At 61.8% G+C, this 15,821-nt stretch carries 16 protein-coding genes; 9 read left to right on the top strand and 7 right to left on the bottom strand.

Annotation, left to right across the window (positions count from 1 at the left end; translation table 11 throughout):
• Positions 1–70 precede the first annotated feature (70 nt).
• From ftsE to VEJ16_02575, 4 genes are read left to right on the top strand one after another with little or no spacing between them, the layout of a single operon-like run.
• On the top strand, positions 71–769 hold the full coding sequence (gene ftsE / locus VEJ16_02590) for a cell division ATP-binding protein FtsE (protein ID HYB08541.1): 699 nt from the start codon (positions 71–73) through the stop codon (positions 767–769).
• Positions 770–783: 14 nt separating this feature from the next.
• A complete protein-coding gene (locus VEJ16_02585) occupies positions 784–1,668 on the top strand; it encodes a hypothetical protein (GenBank protein HYB08540.1) in 885 nt (294 codons plus the stop codon).
• A 47-nt stretch (positions 1,669–1,715) separates the two neighbouring features.
• Positions 1,716–2,330 (top strand): YdcF family protein, encoded by a 615-nt coding sequence (locus tag VEJ16_02580; GenBank protein ID HYB08539.1) that lies wholly within the window; start codon positions 1,716–1,718, stop codon positions 2,328–2,330.
• 18 nt (positions 2,331–2,348) lie between these two features.
• Positions 2,349–3,071, top strand: a complete 723-nt coding sequence (locus VEJ16_02575; protein HYB08538.1) for a lysophospholipid acyltransferase family protein — start codon at positions 2,349–2,351, stop codon at positions 3,069–3,071.
• A 205-nt stretch (positions 3,072–3,276) separates the two neighbouring features.
• Here VEJ16_02575 and VEJ16_02570 read toward each other — a convergent pair whose 3' ends face one another.
• On the bottom strand, positions 3,277–3,411 hold the full coding sequence (locus tag VEJ16_02570; protein HYB08537.1) for a hypothetical protein: 135 nt from the start codon (positions 3,409–3,411) through the stop codon (positions 3,277–3,279).
• 549 nt (positions 3,412–3,960) lie between these two features.
• Here VEJ16_02570 and VEJ16_02565 point away from each other — a divergent pair.
• Positions 3,961–6,261, top strand: coding sequence for an adenosylcobalamin-dependent ribonucleoside-diphosphate reductase (locus VEJ16_02565; GenBank protein HYB08536.1), 2,301 nt, complete (start codon positions 3,961–3,963; stop codon positions 6,259–6,261).
• 190 nt (positions 6,262–6,451) lie between these two features.
• Positions 6,452–7,510 carry a S1C family serine protease gene (locus VEJ16_02560; protein ID HYB08535.1) on the top strand — a complete coding sequence of 353 codons (1,059 nt, stop codon included), beginning with the start codon at positions 6,452–6,454 and terminating at the stop codon, positions 7,508–7,510.
• 18 nt (positions 7,511–7,528) lie between these two features.
• Here the strand turns inward: VEJ16_02560 and VEJ16_02555 are convergent, their stop codons facing one another.
• Complete coding sequence (locus VEJ16_02555) at positions 7,529–8,068, bottom strand: gamma-glutamylcyclotransferase (GenBank protein ID HYB08534.1); 540 nt, start codon at positions 8,066–8,068, stop codon at positions 7,529–7,531.
• 16 nt (positions 8,069–8,084) lie between these two features.
• Positions 8,085–8,921: a DMT family transporter gene (locus tag VEJ16_02550; GenBank protein ID HYB08533.1), complete on the bottom strand. Its 837-nt coding sequence runs from the start codon at positions 8,919–8,921 to the stop codon at positions 8,085–8,087.
• Between the two features lie 337 nt (positions 8,922–9,258).
• Between VEJ16_02550 and VEJ16_02545 the strand changes: the two genes are divergently transcribed.
• Entirely contained in the window at positions 9,259–10,326 is a 1,068-nt protein-coding gene (locus VEJ16_02545) for a DUF2125 domain-containing protein (protein HYB08532.1), read from the top strand.
• A 64-nt stretch (positions 10,327–10,390) separates the two neighbouring features.
• On the opposite strand, the gene VEJ16_02540 is transcribed toward VEJ16_02545, so the two are convergent.
• The 3 genes from VEJ16_02540 to VEJ16_02530 are packed head-to-tail and all read right to left on the bottom strand — an operon-like array spanning position 10,391 to position 13,275.
• Positions 10,391–11,278 carry a prephenate/arogenate dehydrogenase family protein gene (locus VEJ16_02540; protein HYB08531.1) on the bottom strand — a complete coding sequence of 296 codons (888 nt, stop codon included), beginning with the start codon at positions 11,276–11,278 and terminating at the stop codon, positions 10,391–10,393.
• Positions 11,279–12,373: a histidinol-phosphate transaminase gene (hisC, locus tag VEJ16_02535; protein ID HYB08530.1), complete on the bottom strand. Its 1,095-nt coding sequence runs from the start codon at positions 12,371–12,373 to the stop codon at positions 11,279–11,281. It lies immediately after the preceding gene.
• Positions 12,374–12,408: 35 nt separating this feature from the next.
• Positions 12,409–13,275, bottom strand: coding sequence for a chorismate mutase (locus VEJ16_02530; GenBank protein ID HYB08529.1), 867 nt, complete (start codon positions 13,273–13,275; stop codon positions 12,409–12,411).
• A gap of 171 nt (positions 13,276–13,446) precedes the next feature.
• On the opposite strand from VEJ16_02530, the gene VEJ16_02525 reads away from it, so the two are divergent.
• Both VEJ16_02525 and metW read left to right on the top strand, forming a co-directional pair.
• On the top strand, positions 13,447–14,628 hold the full coding sequence (locus VEJ16_02525; GenBank protein ID HYB08528.1) for a homoserine O-acetyltransferase: 1,182 nt from the start codon (positions 13,447–13,449) through the stop codon (positions 14,626–14,628).
• A 27-nt stretch (positions 14,629–14,655) separates the two neighbouring features.
• Positions 14,656–15,285, top strand: coding sequence for a methionine biosynthesis protein MetW (metW, locus tag VEJ16_02520; GenBank protein ID HYB08527.1), 630 nt, complete (start codon positions 14,656–14,658; stop codon positions 15,283–15,285).
• 55 nt (positions 15,286–15,340) lie between these two features.
• Here metW and VEJ16_02515 read toward each other — a convergent pair.
• Positions 15,341–15,821 (bottom strand): methyltransferase domain-containing protein (locus tag VEJ16_02515; GenBank protein HYB08526.1); only part of this gene is annotated, 481 nt, incomplete at its 5' end.

Raw genomic sequence — 15,821 nt, 5'->3', positions numbered from 1 at the left:
CGCTTTACGTCGCTGGGCACCCGTGCCATTCTGCCCCCGACTCAGCCTAGGCCTTTTCCGCGTCGCGCGAATGGATCAGAGGGAACCGGTCGTCCGCTTTGAGAATGTCGGCATGCGCTACGGCATGGGGCCGGAAGTTCTGCGCGATATAACGTTCTCTTTGCCGACAGGCTCCTTTCATTTCCTCACCGGGCCGTCGGGTGCCGGGAAATCGTCGCTCCTGAAGCTGATGTATCTGGCGCACCGCCCGTCACGCGGGTTGATCAGTCTCTTCGGGCACGATATGGCAATGACAGATCGGCGCGATATGCCGGCACTCCGCCGACGAATCGGCGTGGTGTTCCAGGATTTCCGTCTGATCGACCATCTCTCGGCACTCGACAACGTAGCCCTGCCCTTGAGGGTATCCGGTGCAAAAGACGAGCAGATTCGCAAGCATGTCGCGGAACTCCTTGCCTGGGTCGGTCTCGCGGACCATCTCGACGCGACCCCACCCACGCTCTCAGGCGGGCAACAGCAGCGGGTCGCGATCGCGCGCGCCGTGATCAACCGGCCAAGTCTCCTTCTTGCGGATGAGCCTACCGGCAATGTCGACAACGAACTCGGCGTGCGGCTTCTCTATCTTTTTGAAGAACTCAATCGGCTCGGCACCACGGTAGTGATCGCAAGTCACAATGAAGGGCTCGTGAAGCGATTCAATCATCCGCAGCTTCATCTCGAGAATGGCGCATTGACGCGGGTGGCGTCCGCGCGCCGGACCGTCGCATAGGAGTGCTGCTCGGCATGCTCGGCACCCGCTCGGACCTGCCGCTCGAACAAGACGAATCGAGCCGATTCATCCCATATATCATTGCGCTCATGGTCTATCTCGCGACCTTGGCACTTGCGGGTGCGCTCCTGGCGAACAGTGCCGTCGAACGATGGAGCCGGGGGCTTTCGGGCTCGCTCACCGTGCAAATTGCGCCCGACGGCAATGCCGATCCAGTCGCTCGCAAATCGCGCATCGAGGCTGCGATCGCCATCATCGACGCCACGTCCGGCGTCATCCACGCGGAGGTGCTGAGCGACGAACGCATTGCGAAATTGCTGGAGCCGTGGCTCGGCGATGCCGGGACGAGCGACCTGCCGCTTCCAGCCATCGTCGATGTTCGAATCGATCCTTCAGCAAAGCTCGATATCCAAGCGCTGGCCGGCCGGCTTGCGGACGCCGTGCCGGGCGCCACGGTTGACGATCATCAGCGTTGGCTTCGCCAACTGATTGACTTTGGCCATTCGATCGAGCTTGTGGCAGCACTCATCCTGACATTCATTGCACTTGCTGCCGGGATCGCGACCGTATTCGGCACCCGGACGGCACTCGCCATTCACCGCAACGTCATAGAGGTCATGCATTTGATCGGAGCGCCCGACACCTATGTGGCGCGCCAGTTCCAGGCCCATGCGCTCGGCATAGCACTTCGCGGCGGGATCGTCGGATTCCTCGTTGCCGTGCTCACGCTTATCGTTGTCGAGTACCTCACAAAAGCGGCAGGCGGCGGCCTCCTCCCGAGTCTTGCAATGACTCCTTGGCAATGGGCCGTGCTGCCGATTCTTCCGCTCGCGACGGCGGCAATCGCCATGCTGACGGCGCGCACGACCGTCGTGCGCACGCTCGCGCAGATGGTGTGAGGCATATGCGGCTCTCGCCATCGGCACCCCGATCATGGGCGTCGCGGATGAAGCGGGCGCTGCTCAGATCCGCGTTGGCGCTCGCCGCCGTCGCGGCAATGTGGGCGGGCGGCTTGGCGTGGTTCACCACGACGATTCCGTCCAAGGTCGAGGATCCCGACACCGTCACGGACGCGATCGTCGTGTTGACAGGCGGGAGTGAAAGGCTCGACGCCGGCTTGACCCTCCTTTCCCTAGGAAAGGCGCGGAAGCTGTTCGTTTCAGGCGTCTATCGTGGCGTCGACGTCGAGGAACTCCTGCGCACCGCACACACCGCACCGGCCAATCTCGAATGCTGCATCGTGCTCGGCTATGCCGCTGACTCGACGATGGGGAACGCAATCGAAACGGCGAAATGGATGGACGCCGAGCACTACCGCAGCCTGCGGATCGTTACCGCCGCTTACCACATGCCGAGGAGCATGCTCGAATTCCGCCGCGCCATGCCGCAGATTAGGCTTATTCCGAACCCGGTTTTCCCGGAGCGGGTCAAGAGCGACTGGTGGTTATGGCCGGGCAGCGCCTATCTCGTTCTCGGCGAATATCATAAGTACCTTGCGGCCCTCGCACGCGAGTCGGTTCCTGAAATTGCACTCCCTGGATCGCAGCAAACCGACTCGTGATAGGACTGCAAGGCACGCATGACCGCACTCCGCTCTCTCCTCTTCAATCTGATCTTTTACGGCTGGACCGGGTGTTTGTGCGTGCTCGCCCTGCCAGCGCTCCTCCTGCCGCGCGATGTCCTCGTCTTTGGCGGGCGCATCTGGGCGCGAGGGACGGTCGTGCTCTTGCGATTCCTCGTTGGACTCAGGCACCAGGTACGCGGTATCGAGAACAATCCTCGCGGCAGCGCCATTTATGCGCTCAAGCATCAGTCCGCATGGGATACGCTGCTCCTTCCCGTCCTTTTCCGCGATCCCATGATCGTGCTCAAACGAGAGCTGATCTTCATCCCGCTTTTCGGTTGGTACCTCGTGAAAACCAAGCAGATCGCCGTCGACCGGAGCGGTCGTGCCGCCGCACTCAAGCGGATGATTAATGCGGCCAAAGCCGGTGCCGGGGCAGGGCGGCCGATCGTCATCTTCCCGGAGGGCACGCGCGTTCCGCCAGGCGAAAGTCGTCCCTACCACCCGGGTGTGGCGGCACTCTACGGTCTTCTCGACCTCCCCGTCGTCCCCGTGGCACTCAATTCGGGATTTTTCTGGGGACGGCGTCGCTTCCTCAAAAAGGCGGGCGTGATCACCGTCGAATTTCTGCCAGCGATATCGCCGGGCCTCGAGCGCAAGGCATTTCTCGCCGAACTCAATGGACGCATCGAGGGTGCCTGCAAGCGCCTGGCCGACGATGCCCGGCAAGCCAATTAGGCACGACGGCGCCTGAGGCATTTGCAGGACGCGAACGAGCCCACTCCAGACGAGCGCCACCCTGTCAGCGCCCTCAAACAATTTACGTGTCTTGCAATCGCAGGCGTGACCCTCGCATGCGGTTTTGCGCGACCCGACGGCATCGGCCGATATTTCTGCCGATCGTCGACCCGAAGCGATCTCGCTCTTTCAAGCGCCGGCGGCGTTATGGCCCAACGAAGTCCAGGATGCTGGCGGTCGATTGGGCCTTCGCCGTGTGGGAGGCGAATAGTGCCACGGCGCTGAAGCCGACGCACGCGACAATCGCGGCGAACGCAAGTTGACGAATAGCGTGCTTCATGATTCCACCCTTTCCAATCAGGTAAAGTTCCGCCGGCTTCGATGGGACTGACGTGGATTGAACCGCTCGATAGTCAGGCCCTCAAGCCGCGAACTCGGTTGTGATTACGAACTTATATACAGCCCTATAGAGATGTCGTTTAGCTAACGCAACAAAAAAAACCGACGCTAGGCGCTGCCGGGACGGTGAACCTATTCGGGGTACGACGGGTTGCTTTATCAACGAGTAGCTGTAGAAAACACAAGGCTAATCTGTGGATAATTTTGTGCATAAAACGGAGCGGCAAGCATTGAAAGCAACAATAACGAGGAACGAATTGGATAGTGAGGCAGCGCCAGAGGCTTAATTTTGCGAGCCTGAATACCAGCTTCTGTGGAAACATTTCGCGAACATTTCCGATTGACCCACTGAATCGCCGAACCTATACTGAATGTGGGCGCGAGCTGTGCGCTTAAATTTCTTGTTATTCAAAATGTTATGACTGTCGTCGCGTAGCGGCGAAATCATTGGTCGCCTGGGCCTGGGGATTGGGCCGACGCGGAGTAGCGAATGGCGCAGGTTACTTCGATTTCTCATCAGATCTGGGACATGAAGTACCGGCTCAAGGGGCTGGACGGGGCCCCTGTGGACAAGACCATCGAGGATACCTGGCTGCGGATTGCCCGCAACCTTGCCGAGCCCGAAAGAGACCGGGAGCGTTGGGCCACGGCCTTCTTCGAGGCGATGGAGGGCTTCAAGTTCTTGCCGGCCGGCCGCATTGTGGCCGGTGCCGGGACGAGCCGCAACGTGACGCTTTTTAATTGTTTCGTGATGGGAACGATCCCCGACGACATGGCGGGTATTTTCGATCACCTGAAGGAAGCCGCGTTGACCATGCAGCAGGGCGGCGGCATCGGCTACGACTTCTCGACCCTTCGGCCCAAGGGCGCTCCCGTCAAAGGTGTCGGCGCGGACGCGTCAGGCCCATTGAGCTTCATGGATGTGTGGGACGCGATGTGCCGCACGATCATGAGTGCGGGCTACCGCCGCGGCGCCATGATGGCGACGATGCGTTGCGATCATCCGGACATCGAGGCGTTCATCGAGGCGAAGCTCGAGGCAGGCCGCCTGCGCATGTTCAACCTCTCGGTCCTCGCGACGGATGCGTTCATGGACGCGGTCAAGAAGGACTTGCCGTGGGAACTCAAGTTCGGCGGCACGCATTTCAAGACGCTGCCGGCGCGCGCACTTTGGGACAAGATCATGCGCTCGACCTACGGCTTCGCGGAACCGGGCGTCATTTTCATCGACCGGATCAATCGCCTGAACAACCTTCATTATTGCGAGGAGATCGCCGCGACGAATCCTTGCGGCGAACAGCCCCTGCCTCCTTACGGCGCCTGCCTTCTCGGCTCGATCAATCTTGCGGCCTTCGTGCGCAATCCGTTCGAAGCGAATGCCGAACTCGACCTCGCGCACCTTGAGAATATCGTGCCGTCCGCCGTGCGCATGCTCGACGATGCGATCGACGTATCGAACTTCCCTCTCCCCGCCCAACGCCACGAGGCGCTCGCCAAACGCCGCATGGGATTGGGCGTAACCGGTCTCGCCGATGCGCTCATCATGTGCCGCCTGCGCTACGGTAGCGCTGAGGCCGTGGCCGCGACAGAGCGCTGGATGAGTAGTATCGAGCGGACGGCTTATCTCGCTTCGGCCGAGCTTGCGGCGGAAAAAGGCAGCTTCCCCCTCTTCGACCGGGAGAAATATCTCGAGGGGGAGCATGTGCGCGGCCTAGGTGCGGACGTGCGGGAGGCGATCGCCGAAAAGGGAATCCGCAATGCGCTTCTCACCTCGATTGCGCCGACGGGAACGATCTCGATTTTCGCGGACAATGTCTCCTCGGGACTCGAGCCGGTCTTCAGCTTCAAATACAACCGCAACGTCCTGATGCCCGACGGCACGCGTCGCGAGGAAGAGGTGACCGATTACGCATACCGCCTCTTTCGCCGCGTGAAGGGCGACGGCGCGCCCTTGCCCGACTATTTCGTCGATGCACAGACCTTGCGCCCCCGCGATCACGTCGTGATGCAAGCGGCCGTCCAGCAATATGTCGACAGCTCGATCTCCAAGACGATCAACGTGCCGGTCGACATCTCCTTCGAGGACTTCAAGGACGTTTACAGCCTCGCCTATGAGCGCGGCTGCAAGGGATGCACGACCTATCGCCCGAACGACATCACGGGTGCGGTGCTCAAGGCGAAGGAAGCCGAACCCGAACCTCAGACGAAACTGCCCCTCGAAGCGCCTGCGGCGCGTCACACCGATGCGTTCGAGGCGGGTGGGGTCATTTACATGACGCGCCCGCTCGACCGGCCGGAGGCACTTCCGGGAAGCACCTACAAGATCCGCTGGGTCGACAGCGACCACGCGCTCTACATCACGATCAATGACATCGTGCGGGACGGCCGCCGCCGCCCCTTCGAGGTCTTCATCAACTCGAAGAACATGGAGCACTACGCCTGGACGGTCGGGCTTACCCGCATGATCAGCGCGGTATTCCGCCGGGGCGGGGATGTGTCCTTCGTCGTCGAGGAACTCAAGGCCGTGTTCGATCCGCGCGGCGGACAATGGATGGACGGCAAATACGTACCCTCGCTTCTCGCGGCGATCGGCGAAGTGATCGAACGGCACATGATCGCGATCGGCTTCATGCCGAATCCCAAGGAGGCGCGTGAGGAATATCTCGAACGCAAGGTGGTCGGAATGCCGGCACTCGCCTTGCGGCAATGCCCGAAATGCGGCCAAGCCTCGCTCATCCGCCAGGAGGATTGCGACGTCTGCACGAGCTGCGGACATAGCAAATGTGCCTGAGGTCCGTGCGAATCGGATTCCCCGACTCTAAGGTCGGCCGGGTTCCACCTCACCAGCTGGCAGTTCCTCGAAAGCGTTGCCTCGGAGATTGCGCGGCCCGCGTCGGCGGCTCCCCGCCACAGCTCTTAACGTTTGGGCAACTTTTCCTTGCCACACTCGCGCGCTGTCCGCCATTGATGCAGGAGGCGTCATGCTACGGCAACTCATCGCGATTGCAGCCCTTTGCGCGCTCTCTCGCGGCGCATTCGCGAGTGACGCATCCCTCGACCGCGCCGCCCTCTCCTATGACGAAAACGTCATCGTCAATACCGTCTGTTCGGCGGCGGACCACAGAAGCAAGAGTGCTTACGACGATTGCGTGCGCACCCAGCTCGAGGCACTCAAGAAGCATCCCTCGCCCGATCGCTCAGCACTCTCGCCACAGGCCAATATGGCGATCGAGCACCAATGCAGCGATTTCCGCAATTCGGGCTTTGCCGAATACAATGGCTGCCTCGTCCGCGCCATGTCAGAATCGTCCAAGGTGGCGGAGTCGCCCGTGTCCGAGGCGGGCGGTCTCGCAAAAGTAAGCATCGCCGCAATATTCGACAAAGCCGACGACGACAAGCAGGCCGCAACGCCAGCCGTGGCGACCCCACCCTTGCCATCCGCCTTGCTCGGCCGCCGCCCTGAGAAGCTCAATACCCAAGCGCTTTCACCGGCCGAAATCTATAAGAAGGTCGAGCGTTCGGTTTACGTCGTCCTGGTTACCAATTCGCTTGCCGACGCGAAGGCGCGGAGCATCGGACAGGGTTCGGCGGTGGCGATAACCGAGCACTTGCTTCTCACCAACTGCCACGTGGTGAAGGACCGCCGCCTCATCGCAATCGTGCAAGGCACGACCCACGCCGACGCAAAGCTGGTCGCCGCGGATGTTCAGAGCGACCGCTGCGTGATCAAGGTCGATGACCTCAACTTGACACCCATCGGCGGAATCCGCGGCTATGATGGCCTCGCCGTGGGCGAACGGGTCTTTGCGGTGGGGGCTCCCCAATCCTTCGAGCGGACGCTGAGCGAAGGTCTTATCTCGGGGCTTCGTCAGACGCGCCTCGGCAACACCATCCAGACTTCGGCGCCGATCTCGCCTGGCTCGTCCGGCGGCGGCCTCTTCGATGAGCGCGGCAACTTGATCGGTCTCACGACCGCGATACTCTTGAACTACTCGCAAAACATCAATTTCGCGGTCTCGGCGTCGGATTTTTGGGACTAGTGTCGAGGGAATTCGGCGTCATTTGCCTCGCCGCGTCTCGACAAAACGCAGAAGCTCGTGCATCGGACCGTCTTTGATGCCGAGTTCGTCGAGGTGGCTCACGGTGTTGGCGAGATAGTCGGAACAAGCACCGCGCTCCCCATAACCCTGGCAAATGAGAGCGGCCACCTGTTCGATCGAGAGACGACCGGTGTACTGCGGATGATCGCGAACGGTAATGTGGGCGAAGGCGTCGACTTCACGGCCGTCGGTGAGCCGGATCGGCACGAGACGCTGATCGTAGACTTTGTTGTCCATCTCCCGCTTGTGGAGATAGGCGAATACCGCCTCCCGCTGCGCCTCTTCGATGCGATACGCGATCCCGCGGCAGGACCCGCCCGGCTGGAGCCCGAGGACAAGGCCGGGCTTGTCGCTCGTCCCCCGATAGCGATGGGAGTAGATGCAGAAGGCACGGTGATAACCGTGGAGCAAGGCCGCTTCTCTTTCGACGAAGGGGAAGCCGGGGTCCCACATCAGCGATCCGTAACCAAATATCCAACGTGATGCGGCCTTTGTCATTTCTCGCTCCCCGCCTTCAGCTATTGACGAGGGCGACGCCGGCCGCGGCGATTGCCATGCCGAGAACGGCGACCGGGCGCAGCGTCTCGCCGAAGACAAGATAGGCCATGAGTGCCGTGATCGGCGGGACGAGATAGAAAAGGCTCGCCACGCGCGAGGCGGCCGCGTGCCGGATCATGATCGAGAGTAGCGAGATGGCGCCGACCGATAGCACGAGCGAAAGCCAGAGAAGACCCACGATGAAATCGCCAGTCCATTCGATGTGTTGACGCTCGAAGGCGAGTGAAAGAAGCGCCATCATGAGTGCCGCTGCCGTGAACTGGATCGAGGTGCCGGTCCTGAGATCGAGAGAGGCGCAGAATTTCTTCTGATAGACCATGCCGATCGTGATGCCAAGGAGCCCGGCCACGCAAAGGGCGAAGCCCGCAAGACCGCCGGCGTCGAGTTGGAGGGCGCGCGCCACGACAAGTACGACGCCCACGAATCCGAACAACAGGCCAAGCCATTGACGAGGACGGACCGCCTCACCGAGCAAGGGTCCGACGACGGTCGCCGTCAGAATCGGCTGGACGCCGACGATAAGTGCCGACACGCCCGCGGAAATTCCGAGATGAATCGCGGCGAAGACACCGCCGAGATAAATCCCCTGCACCAGCAAGCCCGAGAGTGCTATGTGGCCAGCCTGGCGCCAACTCCCCGGCCAGGGCGCCCCGACGAAAAGCGCCAACGTTGCGAGGATCGCGGCGACAATTGAAAAGCGCAGCGAGAGGAAAGTGAATGGCTCGGCATGGGGTAGGACGAGCTTCGCGAAAATGAAGCCCGAGCTCCACAGCAGGACGAAGACTGCCGGCATGGCCATATTGAAATGCGGGAAACGAGGCCCTGGCGTCTGAAGAGAGCTGGAATGGACCGACATGGGCTCCCAAAATCGAAAGAGGCGCCAGTCTAGTGTGGCGGATTTGAAGTTCCTAGGATTTTGGTGGCGACCACGTTCAGGAACTTCAAATCCGAAGACCACACTCGATTCAATATATTGCTCATGTGGCTTTGAATCCGAAATTCGCTCACGGTCCCGGGCCAACTGTTTGGCGAATTTCCGATTCGCCACACTCATGCCGGCGCGTGACGGACTTACCCCGAGCCTTTATAAGGAAGCCGGAAAATATCTCCGTTGAATAGGAAGGCAGATCGTGACCCGCCGAACTCGCTGGCTTCTTTTGTCCATCGCTGTCCTCGCGGCGGTCGCCATCGGGTATACCGGCTTTTGGTACCATGCCGCCAGTCTCGTAAGGGAGGGTGTCGCGAGTTGGGCCGTAGCGCGGCGCGCGGAGGGTTACACCGTCGAACTCGGCGCCACCGTCACCTCGGGTTTTCCATTTTCAATCCGTCTGCGAATCGACCAGCCATCGATAGAAGCACCCGAAAAGCAGTGGGCGTGCAAAAGCGACGCGATCGAAGCGAAATTGCGGCCGTGGGATTTTCGCCACTTCGACATACGCCCCATCGGCCGCCAACAGACAAGTTATGCGAAAGGAGAGGGACGCGAGGTCATCACCTCAAGCGCTGACAACGCGGTCGCACATGTCGAATTTACGATCAACGGTCGATTCGACCGGGCAACTTTCTACGCGGAAGGTCTCAACGTCTCCGCACCCGATGCCCCTGGACCACTCACGGCACGAATAGCACTCGCAACACTAAATGCTTCGCAAGCCCCAGCCGCCCCGGACGCTGCACACGGCGGCACCCCACAGCTTCCAATCAGTGCGGACCTCTCGTTCAGCCTGCAGGACGTTAAGCTGCCCGAGGCGGTTGCCGGCCCGCTCGGTGCCGAGCTCGCCTGGATCACTGCAGAAGCCCAGATTCTCGGTCCGCTCAAGCCCGGTCCACCCGCAATCGCGCTTGCGGCGTGGCGCAACGCGGGCGGCGCCATGGATATCAGAAAGTTCAATATCGCCTGGGGCCCGCTTCAATTTTCGGGGAATGCGACGGTGGCACTCGATTCCAATATGCAGCCGATGGGCGCTGGCACCGGGCAAATTCGCGGCTATTCCGAGACGATCGACTCGCTCGTCGCCCAAGGCCTGATGAAGAATCGAGATGGCATGCTCGCAAAGGCCGGGCTTGGACTTCTCGCCAAGACCCCGCCGGAAGGCGGGGCCAAGGTCCTGACCGTGCCGCTCACGGTCCAACAGCAAACCCTCTTCGCCGGGCCGGTCGCGATTTTGCACATTCCGACGATCGCCTGGGCGAAATGAGATGCCGATTTGTCCGTAATGGGCCCGCCCGCAGGGGGCCAGTGCCCCGAGGGACAGCACCCCACTAAGCCTGCTTCGCCTCGATCAGGCTCCGGCGGATTGCGCGCGTGCGAGTGAACCAATCCTCGAGCTTCTCACCCTGGCTTAAGCGAACCATGCGTTGAAGGGCGGTCAAATCCTCGGTGAAATGGCCGAGCATCTCGAGTACGGCTTCGCGATTGTTGAGAAAGACGTCGCGCCACATGATCGGGTCCGACGCAGCAATGCGCGTGAAATCGCGAAAGCCGCCGGCGGCGAACTTGATCACGTCGGAATTGGTAAGCTCCTCGAGATGGGTGGCCGTGCCGACGATGCAATAGGCAATGAGGTGCGGCAGATGCGACGTGATCGCAAGCACAATGTCATGGTGCTTCGCATCCATGAGTTCGAGATTCATCCCGCACTGGCGCCAAAGCGATGCAACTTTCTCGACGGCCGCCGGATCGGCGTCATCCGGCGGGGTCAGGATGCACCAGCGCCCGTCGAACAGCTCCGCGAAGCCCGACTCCGGCCCCGAATGCTCGGTGCCGGCCACGGGATGGCTGGGCACGAAGTGCACACCCGGCGGCACGTGGGGACCGACATCGCGCATCACCATTGTCTTGACCGAGCCGACATCGGTCAGGATGGCACCCCGTGCAAGGTGCGGTTCGATCGCCGCGGCAATGGTTCCGTAGACCCCGAGTGGGGTGCAGAGTACGACGAGGTCTGCGTCGCGCACTGCTTCGGCGGGCGAATCATAGGCCGCATCGACGATCCCAAGCTCGCACGCGAGCTTGCGGCTGCGCTCGCTCTTTGCGTTGCAGACGATCGTGCGGGCAAGGCCGTCCCGCCTCATGCGCCTTGCCAAGGACGAACCGATGAGCCCGATACCGATAAGGGCCGCGCGTTCGAAAAGAGGCCTCGCGGACATTTAAGGCGCCGCCATGAACTCGGCGAGAGCCGAGGCGACTGCCTTCATTTCATCCTCGCGGCCGACTGTGATGCGCAGGCTGTGCGCAAGATTGTAGGCATCCATCCGGCGCGGGATTATGCCGCGTGAAGTCAGGAACGCATTTGCCGCGTTCGCATTCTTCGAAGGTGCGGCGGGAAACCGCACGAGGACGAAATTCCCGATCGACGGTGCGACCTCGAGCCCGAGCTTTGTGAGTTCGGTCGTGAGCCAGGGCAGCCAAATGTCGTTGTTCGAGCGTGCCGCGTCCACGTGCGCCACGTCGTCGAGGGCGGCGAGCGCTGCAATTTGCGCGAGCGATGTCACGTTGAAGGGATTGCGCAGCCGATTGAGCACGTCGGCAACCGCGGACGGACAATAGGCCCAGCCCAAACGCAGACCGGCGAGCCCATAGATCTTGGAGAAGGTGCGCGTCATCACGACGTTGCCATGAGCTTCGACCAGTTCCACCCCGGGGCTATAGTCGTTGCGCGTGACATATTCGGCATAGGCGGCATCGATGACGAGGACGACGTCCTTGGGTAAGCCCGCATGCAGGCGCGTTACGTCATCCTTCGTGAGAAAACTGCCGGTCGGATTGTTCGGATTGGCAAGGAAGACGATGCGCGTCCTGGGCGAGATCCTCGAAAGCATCGCATCCACGTCCGCGCGCAGTTCCTTCTCCGGCGCCGCGACGGGCTGGGCCCCGACCCCTTTTGCGGCGATCGCATACATGAGAAAGCCGTACTGGCTGTAGAGCACTTCGTCGCCCGGCCCTGCATAGGCGCGGACGAGGAGGCCGATCAATTCGTCCGAGCCACATCCGCATACGATGCGCGCCGGGTCGATTCCATGATGCCGGCCGATCGCCTTGCGGATATCCGCCGCCATACCGTCGGGGTAGCGATGCTGCTCCTTGCTCATCGCCTCGATGGCCGAGATTGCCCGCGGGCTCGGCCCGAGGGGACTCTCATTCGACGAAAGTTTGATCACGCGATCGACGCCCGCGACCGCGGACTCACCGCCCTTGTAAGGCTCAATGTCGAGAATTCCGGGCCTCGGCCTAGGGATGCTCACGAGTTCTGGTCCTCTGGTTCTAATCTTGCGGCGGGTTAAGCGAGTTCCTTATCGCTGAAGGGTAAGGCATATGAGCCCAAAAAATATACTCGGTCGACCATGCCTGCCATGGATGTCGAAAAATCGGCGATCCGCGCGTCGTTCGGCGCGATGAAATCGTCGATCTCGACGAGGTGAAGCCGGCGCTGTTCGCCCGAGGGCTGCCAGCTTGCGAAAAGCCTCGGTTCGAGCCCGCTTCGCTTCAAGCCGCCGCGCAGCTTCGTTCGGCTAAGCTCGCCGCCGATTTCAACGGCTATGTAGCTGCGATCCCGTCCCGTCGGCTCCGGCACGATGGCGCCGACGACGAGGGCCTCGGCCTGTCCGTCGCGGGCATTGCCGGCACCGGCAAAAGGTAGGCGTGCCGCGATCCGCGGCCCCTTGTCATCGTCGCGGATAAGATGCTGCCACCAGGGGTCCGCATCCTCCGCCTGAATGGCGGGCAGGATGCCGACTACCGCACTGCCGTCGCCGAGTGCTGCAATCACCTGGCCGACTGCATGGTGGCGGACGAAGGCGGTGTGGCTGCCGTAATGGTCGCGCGCAAGGTCCCAATAGCCTGACGCCTCGTCGGGCGCGTAGACGGCGGCCGTAAAGGCGCCCTGAAGCGAAAGTGGTGCCGAGATGAGTTCACGCCAAAGCCGCACCAGTGCAGGTTTTGGAAATTGCCCGCGATGGCGTTCGATCAGCCGACGCAAGACGAGCGCTTCACGCGCGGGGCGCAGATAGGTGCCGCTTGGCCCGTTCGCGGCAGCACCTTTCGCAGCCGCGATGTCGCCCAGAAGGGCAGCCCGGCGCATGATGAGATCGTGAATGGCGTCGTCGATCTCGTCGATCTCGCGGCGGAGATCCTCGAGAGATCGCATGGGATTCTGCATGTGACCCGGAAAGCTGCTCCTCGCGCGCGCGATAGTCATAATGTCACTCACCCCCAAAATCAAAGAAAACATTGACAGTTAGCACCCTTGGTCCATAGCTATCGGCTGCCGGCGGCACCCCTATGGCCGGACGAGACGAGAGAGGCGGGAATACCGTAGATGGCTTTCGAGACCCCATTGCCCGAGGGTGTTGTTCGGCGGCGGGAGCCGGTCCGGCCGGGCCTTTCTACCGTCTTCGGCCAGGATCGCCCCTTGAAGCTGGATTCGGGCGCTGAGCTCGGGCCATTCACGATCGCCTACCAGACCTATGGCCGGCTCAATGCAGACAAGACGAATGCCGTGCTAATTTGCCATGCGCTTTCGGGGGACCAATTCGTCACCGACATCAACCCTGTGACGGGGCGCGAGGGCTGGTGGGATCTCATGGTCGGCCCCGGTCTCGTCATCGACACGAATCGCTTCTTCGTGATCGGCGTCAACGTGCTCGGCGGCTGCATGGGCACAACCGGACCGCGTGAGATCAATCCGCAAACCGGCGAGCCGTGGGGACTTTCCTTTCCGGTGATCACGGTCGGCGACATGGTTCGCGCGCAAAAGCTTGTGATCGACCACCTCGGCATCGAGAAACTTTTTTGCGTCACCGGCGGCTCGATGGGCGGTATGCAGGTCCTGCAATGGGCCGCAAGCTATCCCCAGCACGTCGTGACCGCCGTGCCGATTGCGACCGCGGCACGCCATTCGGCCCAGAACATCGCGTTCCACGAAGTCGGCCGCCAAGCGATCATGGCCGATCCGGATTGGTGTGGGGGCGATTATATCCGCACGGGCAAGATTCCGCGGCGAGGCCTCGCTGTCGCGCGCATGGCGGCGCACATCACGTATCTTTCGGAGGCCGCGCTCCATCGCAAATTTGGCCGCAACCTCCAGGACCGGCTCAGCATCACTTACGGCTTCGATGCCGACTTCCAGGTCGAGAGCTACTTGCGGCACCAGGGCAGCACCTTCGTCGATCGTTTCGACGCGAATTCGTACCTCTACATCACGCGCGCCATGGATTATTTCGATCTCGCACTCGAGCATGGCGGCGTGCTCGCCAATGCCTTCCGGGGCACGCCGGTGCGATTCTGCGCGATCTCGTTCACCAGCGACTGGCTTTTCCCGACTTGGGAAAGCAAGGAGATCGTGCGCGCCCTAAACTCGGTCGCCGCGAATGTGAGCTTCGTCGAAGTTCCGTCGGACAAGGGGCATGACGCGTTCCTGCTCGACGAGCCGGAATTCTTTGCGACCCTGTCGGGCTTCCTCGCGGGAGCCGCCGAGCATATCGGGCTCGATTTCGCCTGAACGGCCGGGGGCAATGCCGACATGGAAATGACGCGACCCGCGCGGCGGCAAATTCGGCTCCGCCTCGATCTTCAAGTCATCGCGGATATGGTGGCTTCCGACACGCGCGTGCTCGACGTCGGTTGCGGCGATGGCTCGCTGCTCGATTATCTCGGCCACGCGAAGGGTGTTGACGGACGCGGCATCGAGCTGAGCCAGGCCGGCGTGAATGCCTGCGTGTCCCATGGCCTCTCGGTCATTCAAGGCGACGCCGACATGGACCTTGCGGACTATCCGCGACATTCGTTCGACTACGCCGTGCTTAGCCAGACGCTTCAGGCGACACGCGATCCGAAGGGCGTGCTGCTGGCCCTCGTCCGCATCGGCAAGCATGCGATCGTATCGATTCCCAACTTCGGATATTGGCGCATGCGCTTGGCACTTCTTGGCGGCGGGCGCATGGCAATGCCCAAGGCATTCCAGCACCGCTGGTTCGACACCCCGAACATCCACCCATGCACGATCGCCGATTTCGTGGCCCTCTGCGACGAGCTTGGCATCCGCATCAGGCGGGTCGTGTCGATCGACCGGCGCGGGCGCACGCGAGGGTCCGACCAACCGCGCCTGCTTGCGAACCTGCTCGACGAGCAGGCGATTTTCCTGCTCGCGCAAGACTGACGACGGCCGATTGCGAGAATCGTCGGCTCGTGCGGCAAATCCGAAATTCGCCACACTAGCCCGGAATTGGCATGTAGACGCGGCGGCGCTTGCGCGCATCTCCGACCGGAACTGCACCGTAGACCTGCTTCGATGCCTCGATCATCACGACCCCGGCGAAGGTCTCCAGCAAGCGTTCGCCGAGCTCCTCCCACGCGGGCGCCCAGGCAAGCATGAAACGATTCGTCGTCGGCGGCATGAGGAGTGCTGCGGTCGATTGGATGGGCGTGAACATGTTGTCGCGCAGGACACGAGAAAGCTGGCTGACGGTATAGGGCAGGCCCTGCCCAAACGGCGTGCGGTCTAGTCGCGCCCAAATCCCGCGCCGGTTCGGCGCCACGGCAAGAAGGCGCCCCCCATCCGCCATCACGCGCCACACCTCGCGCAGGAGCGGGCGCAATTGTTCGCTGTGCTCGAGTGCGTGAACGAGGAGGACGCGGTCGACCGACAAGTCGGGAAGCGGCAGGTCGGATTCGTCCGATAGCGATACGAGACTC

It is taken from the genome of Alphaproteobacteria bacterium (genome assembly GCA_035625915.1).
Lineage (GTDB): Bacteria > Pseudomonadota > Alphaproteobacteria > JACZXZ01 > JACZXZ01 > DATDHA01.
This window is presented reverse-complemented; position numbering and strand designations above follow the sequence as displayed.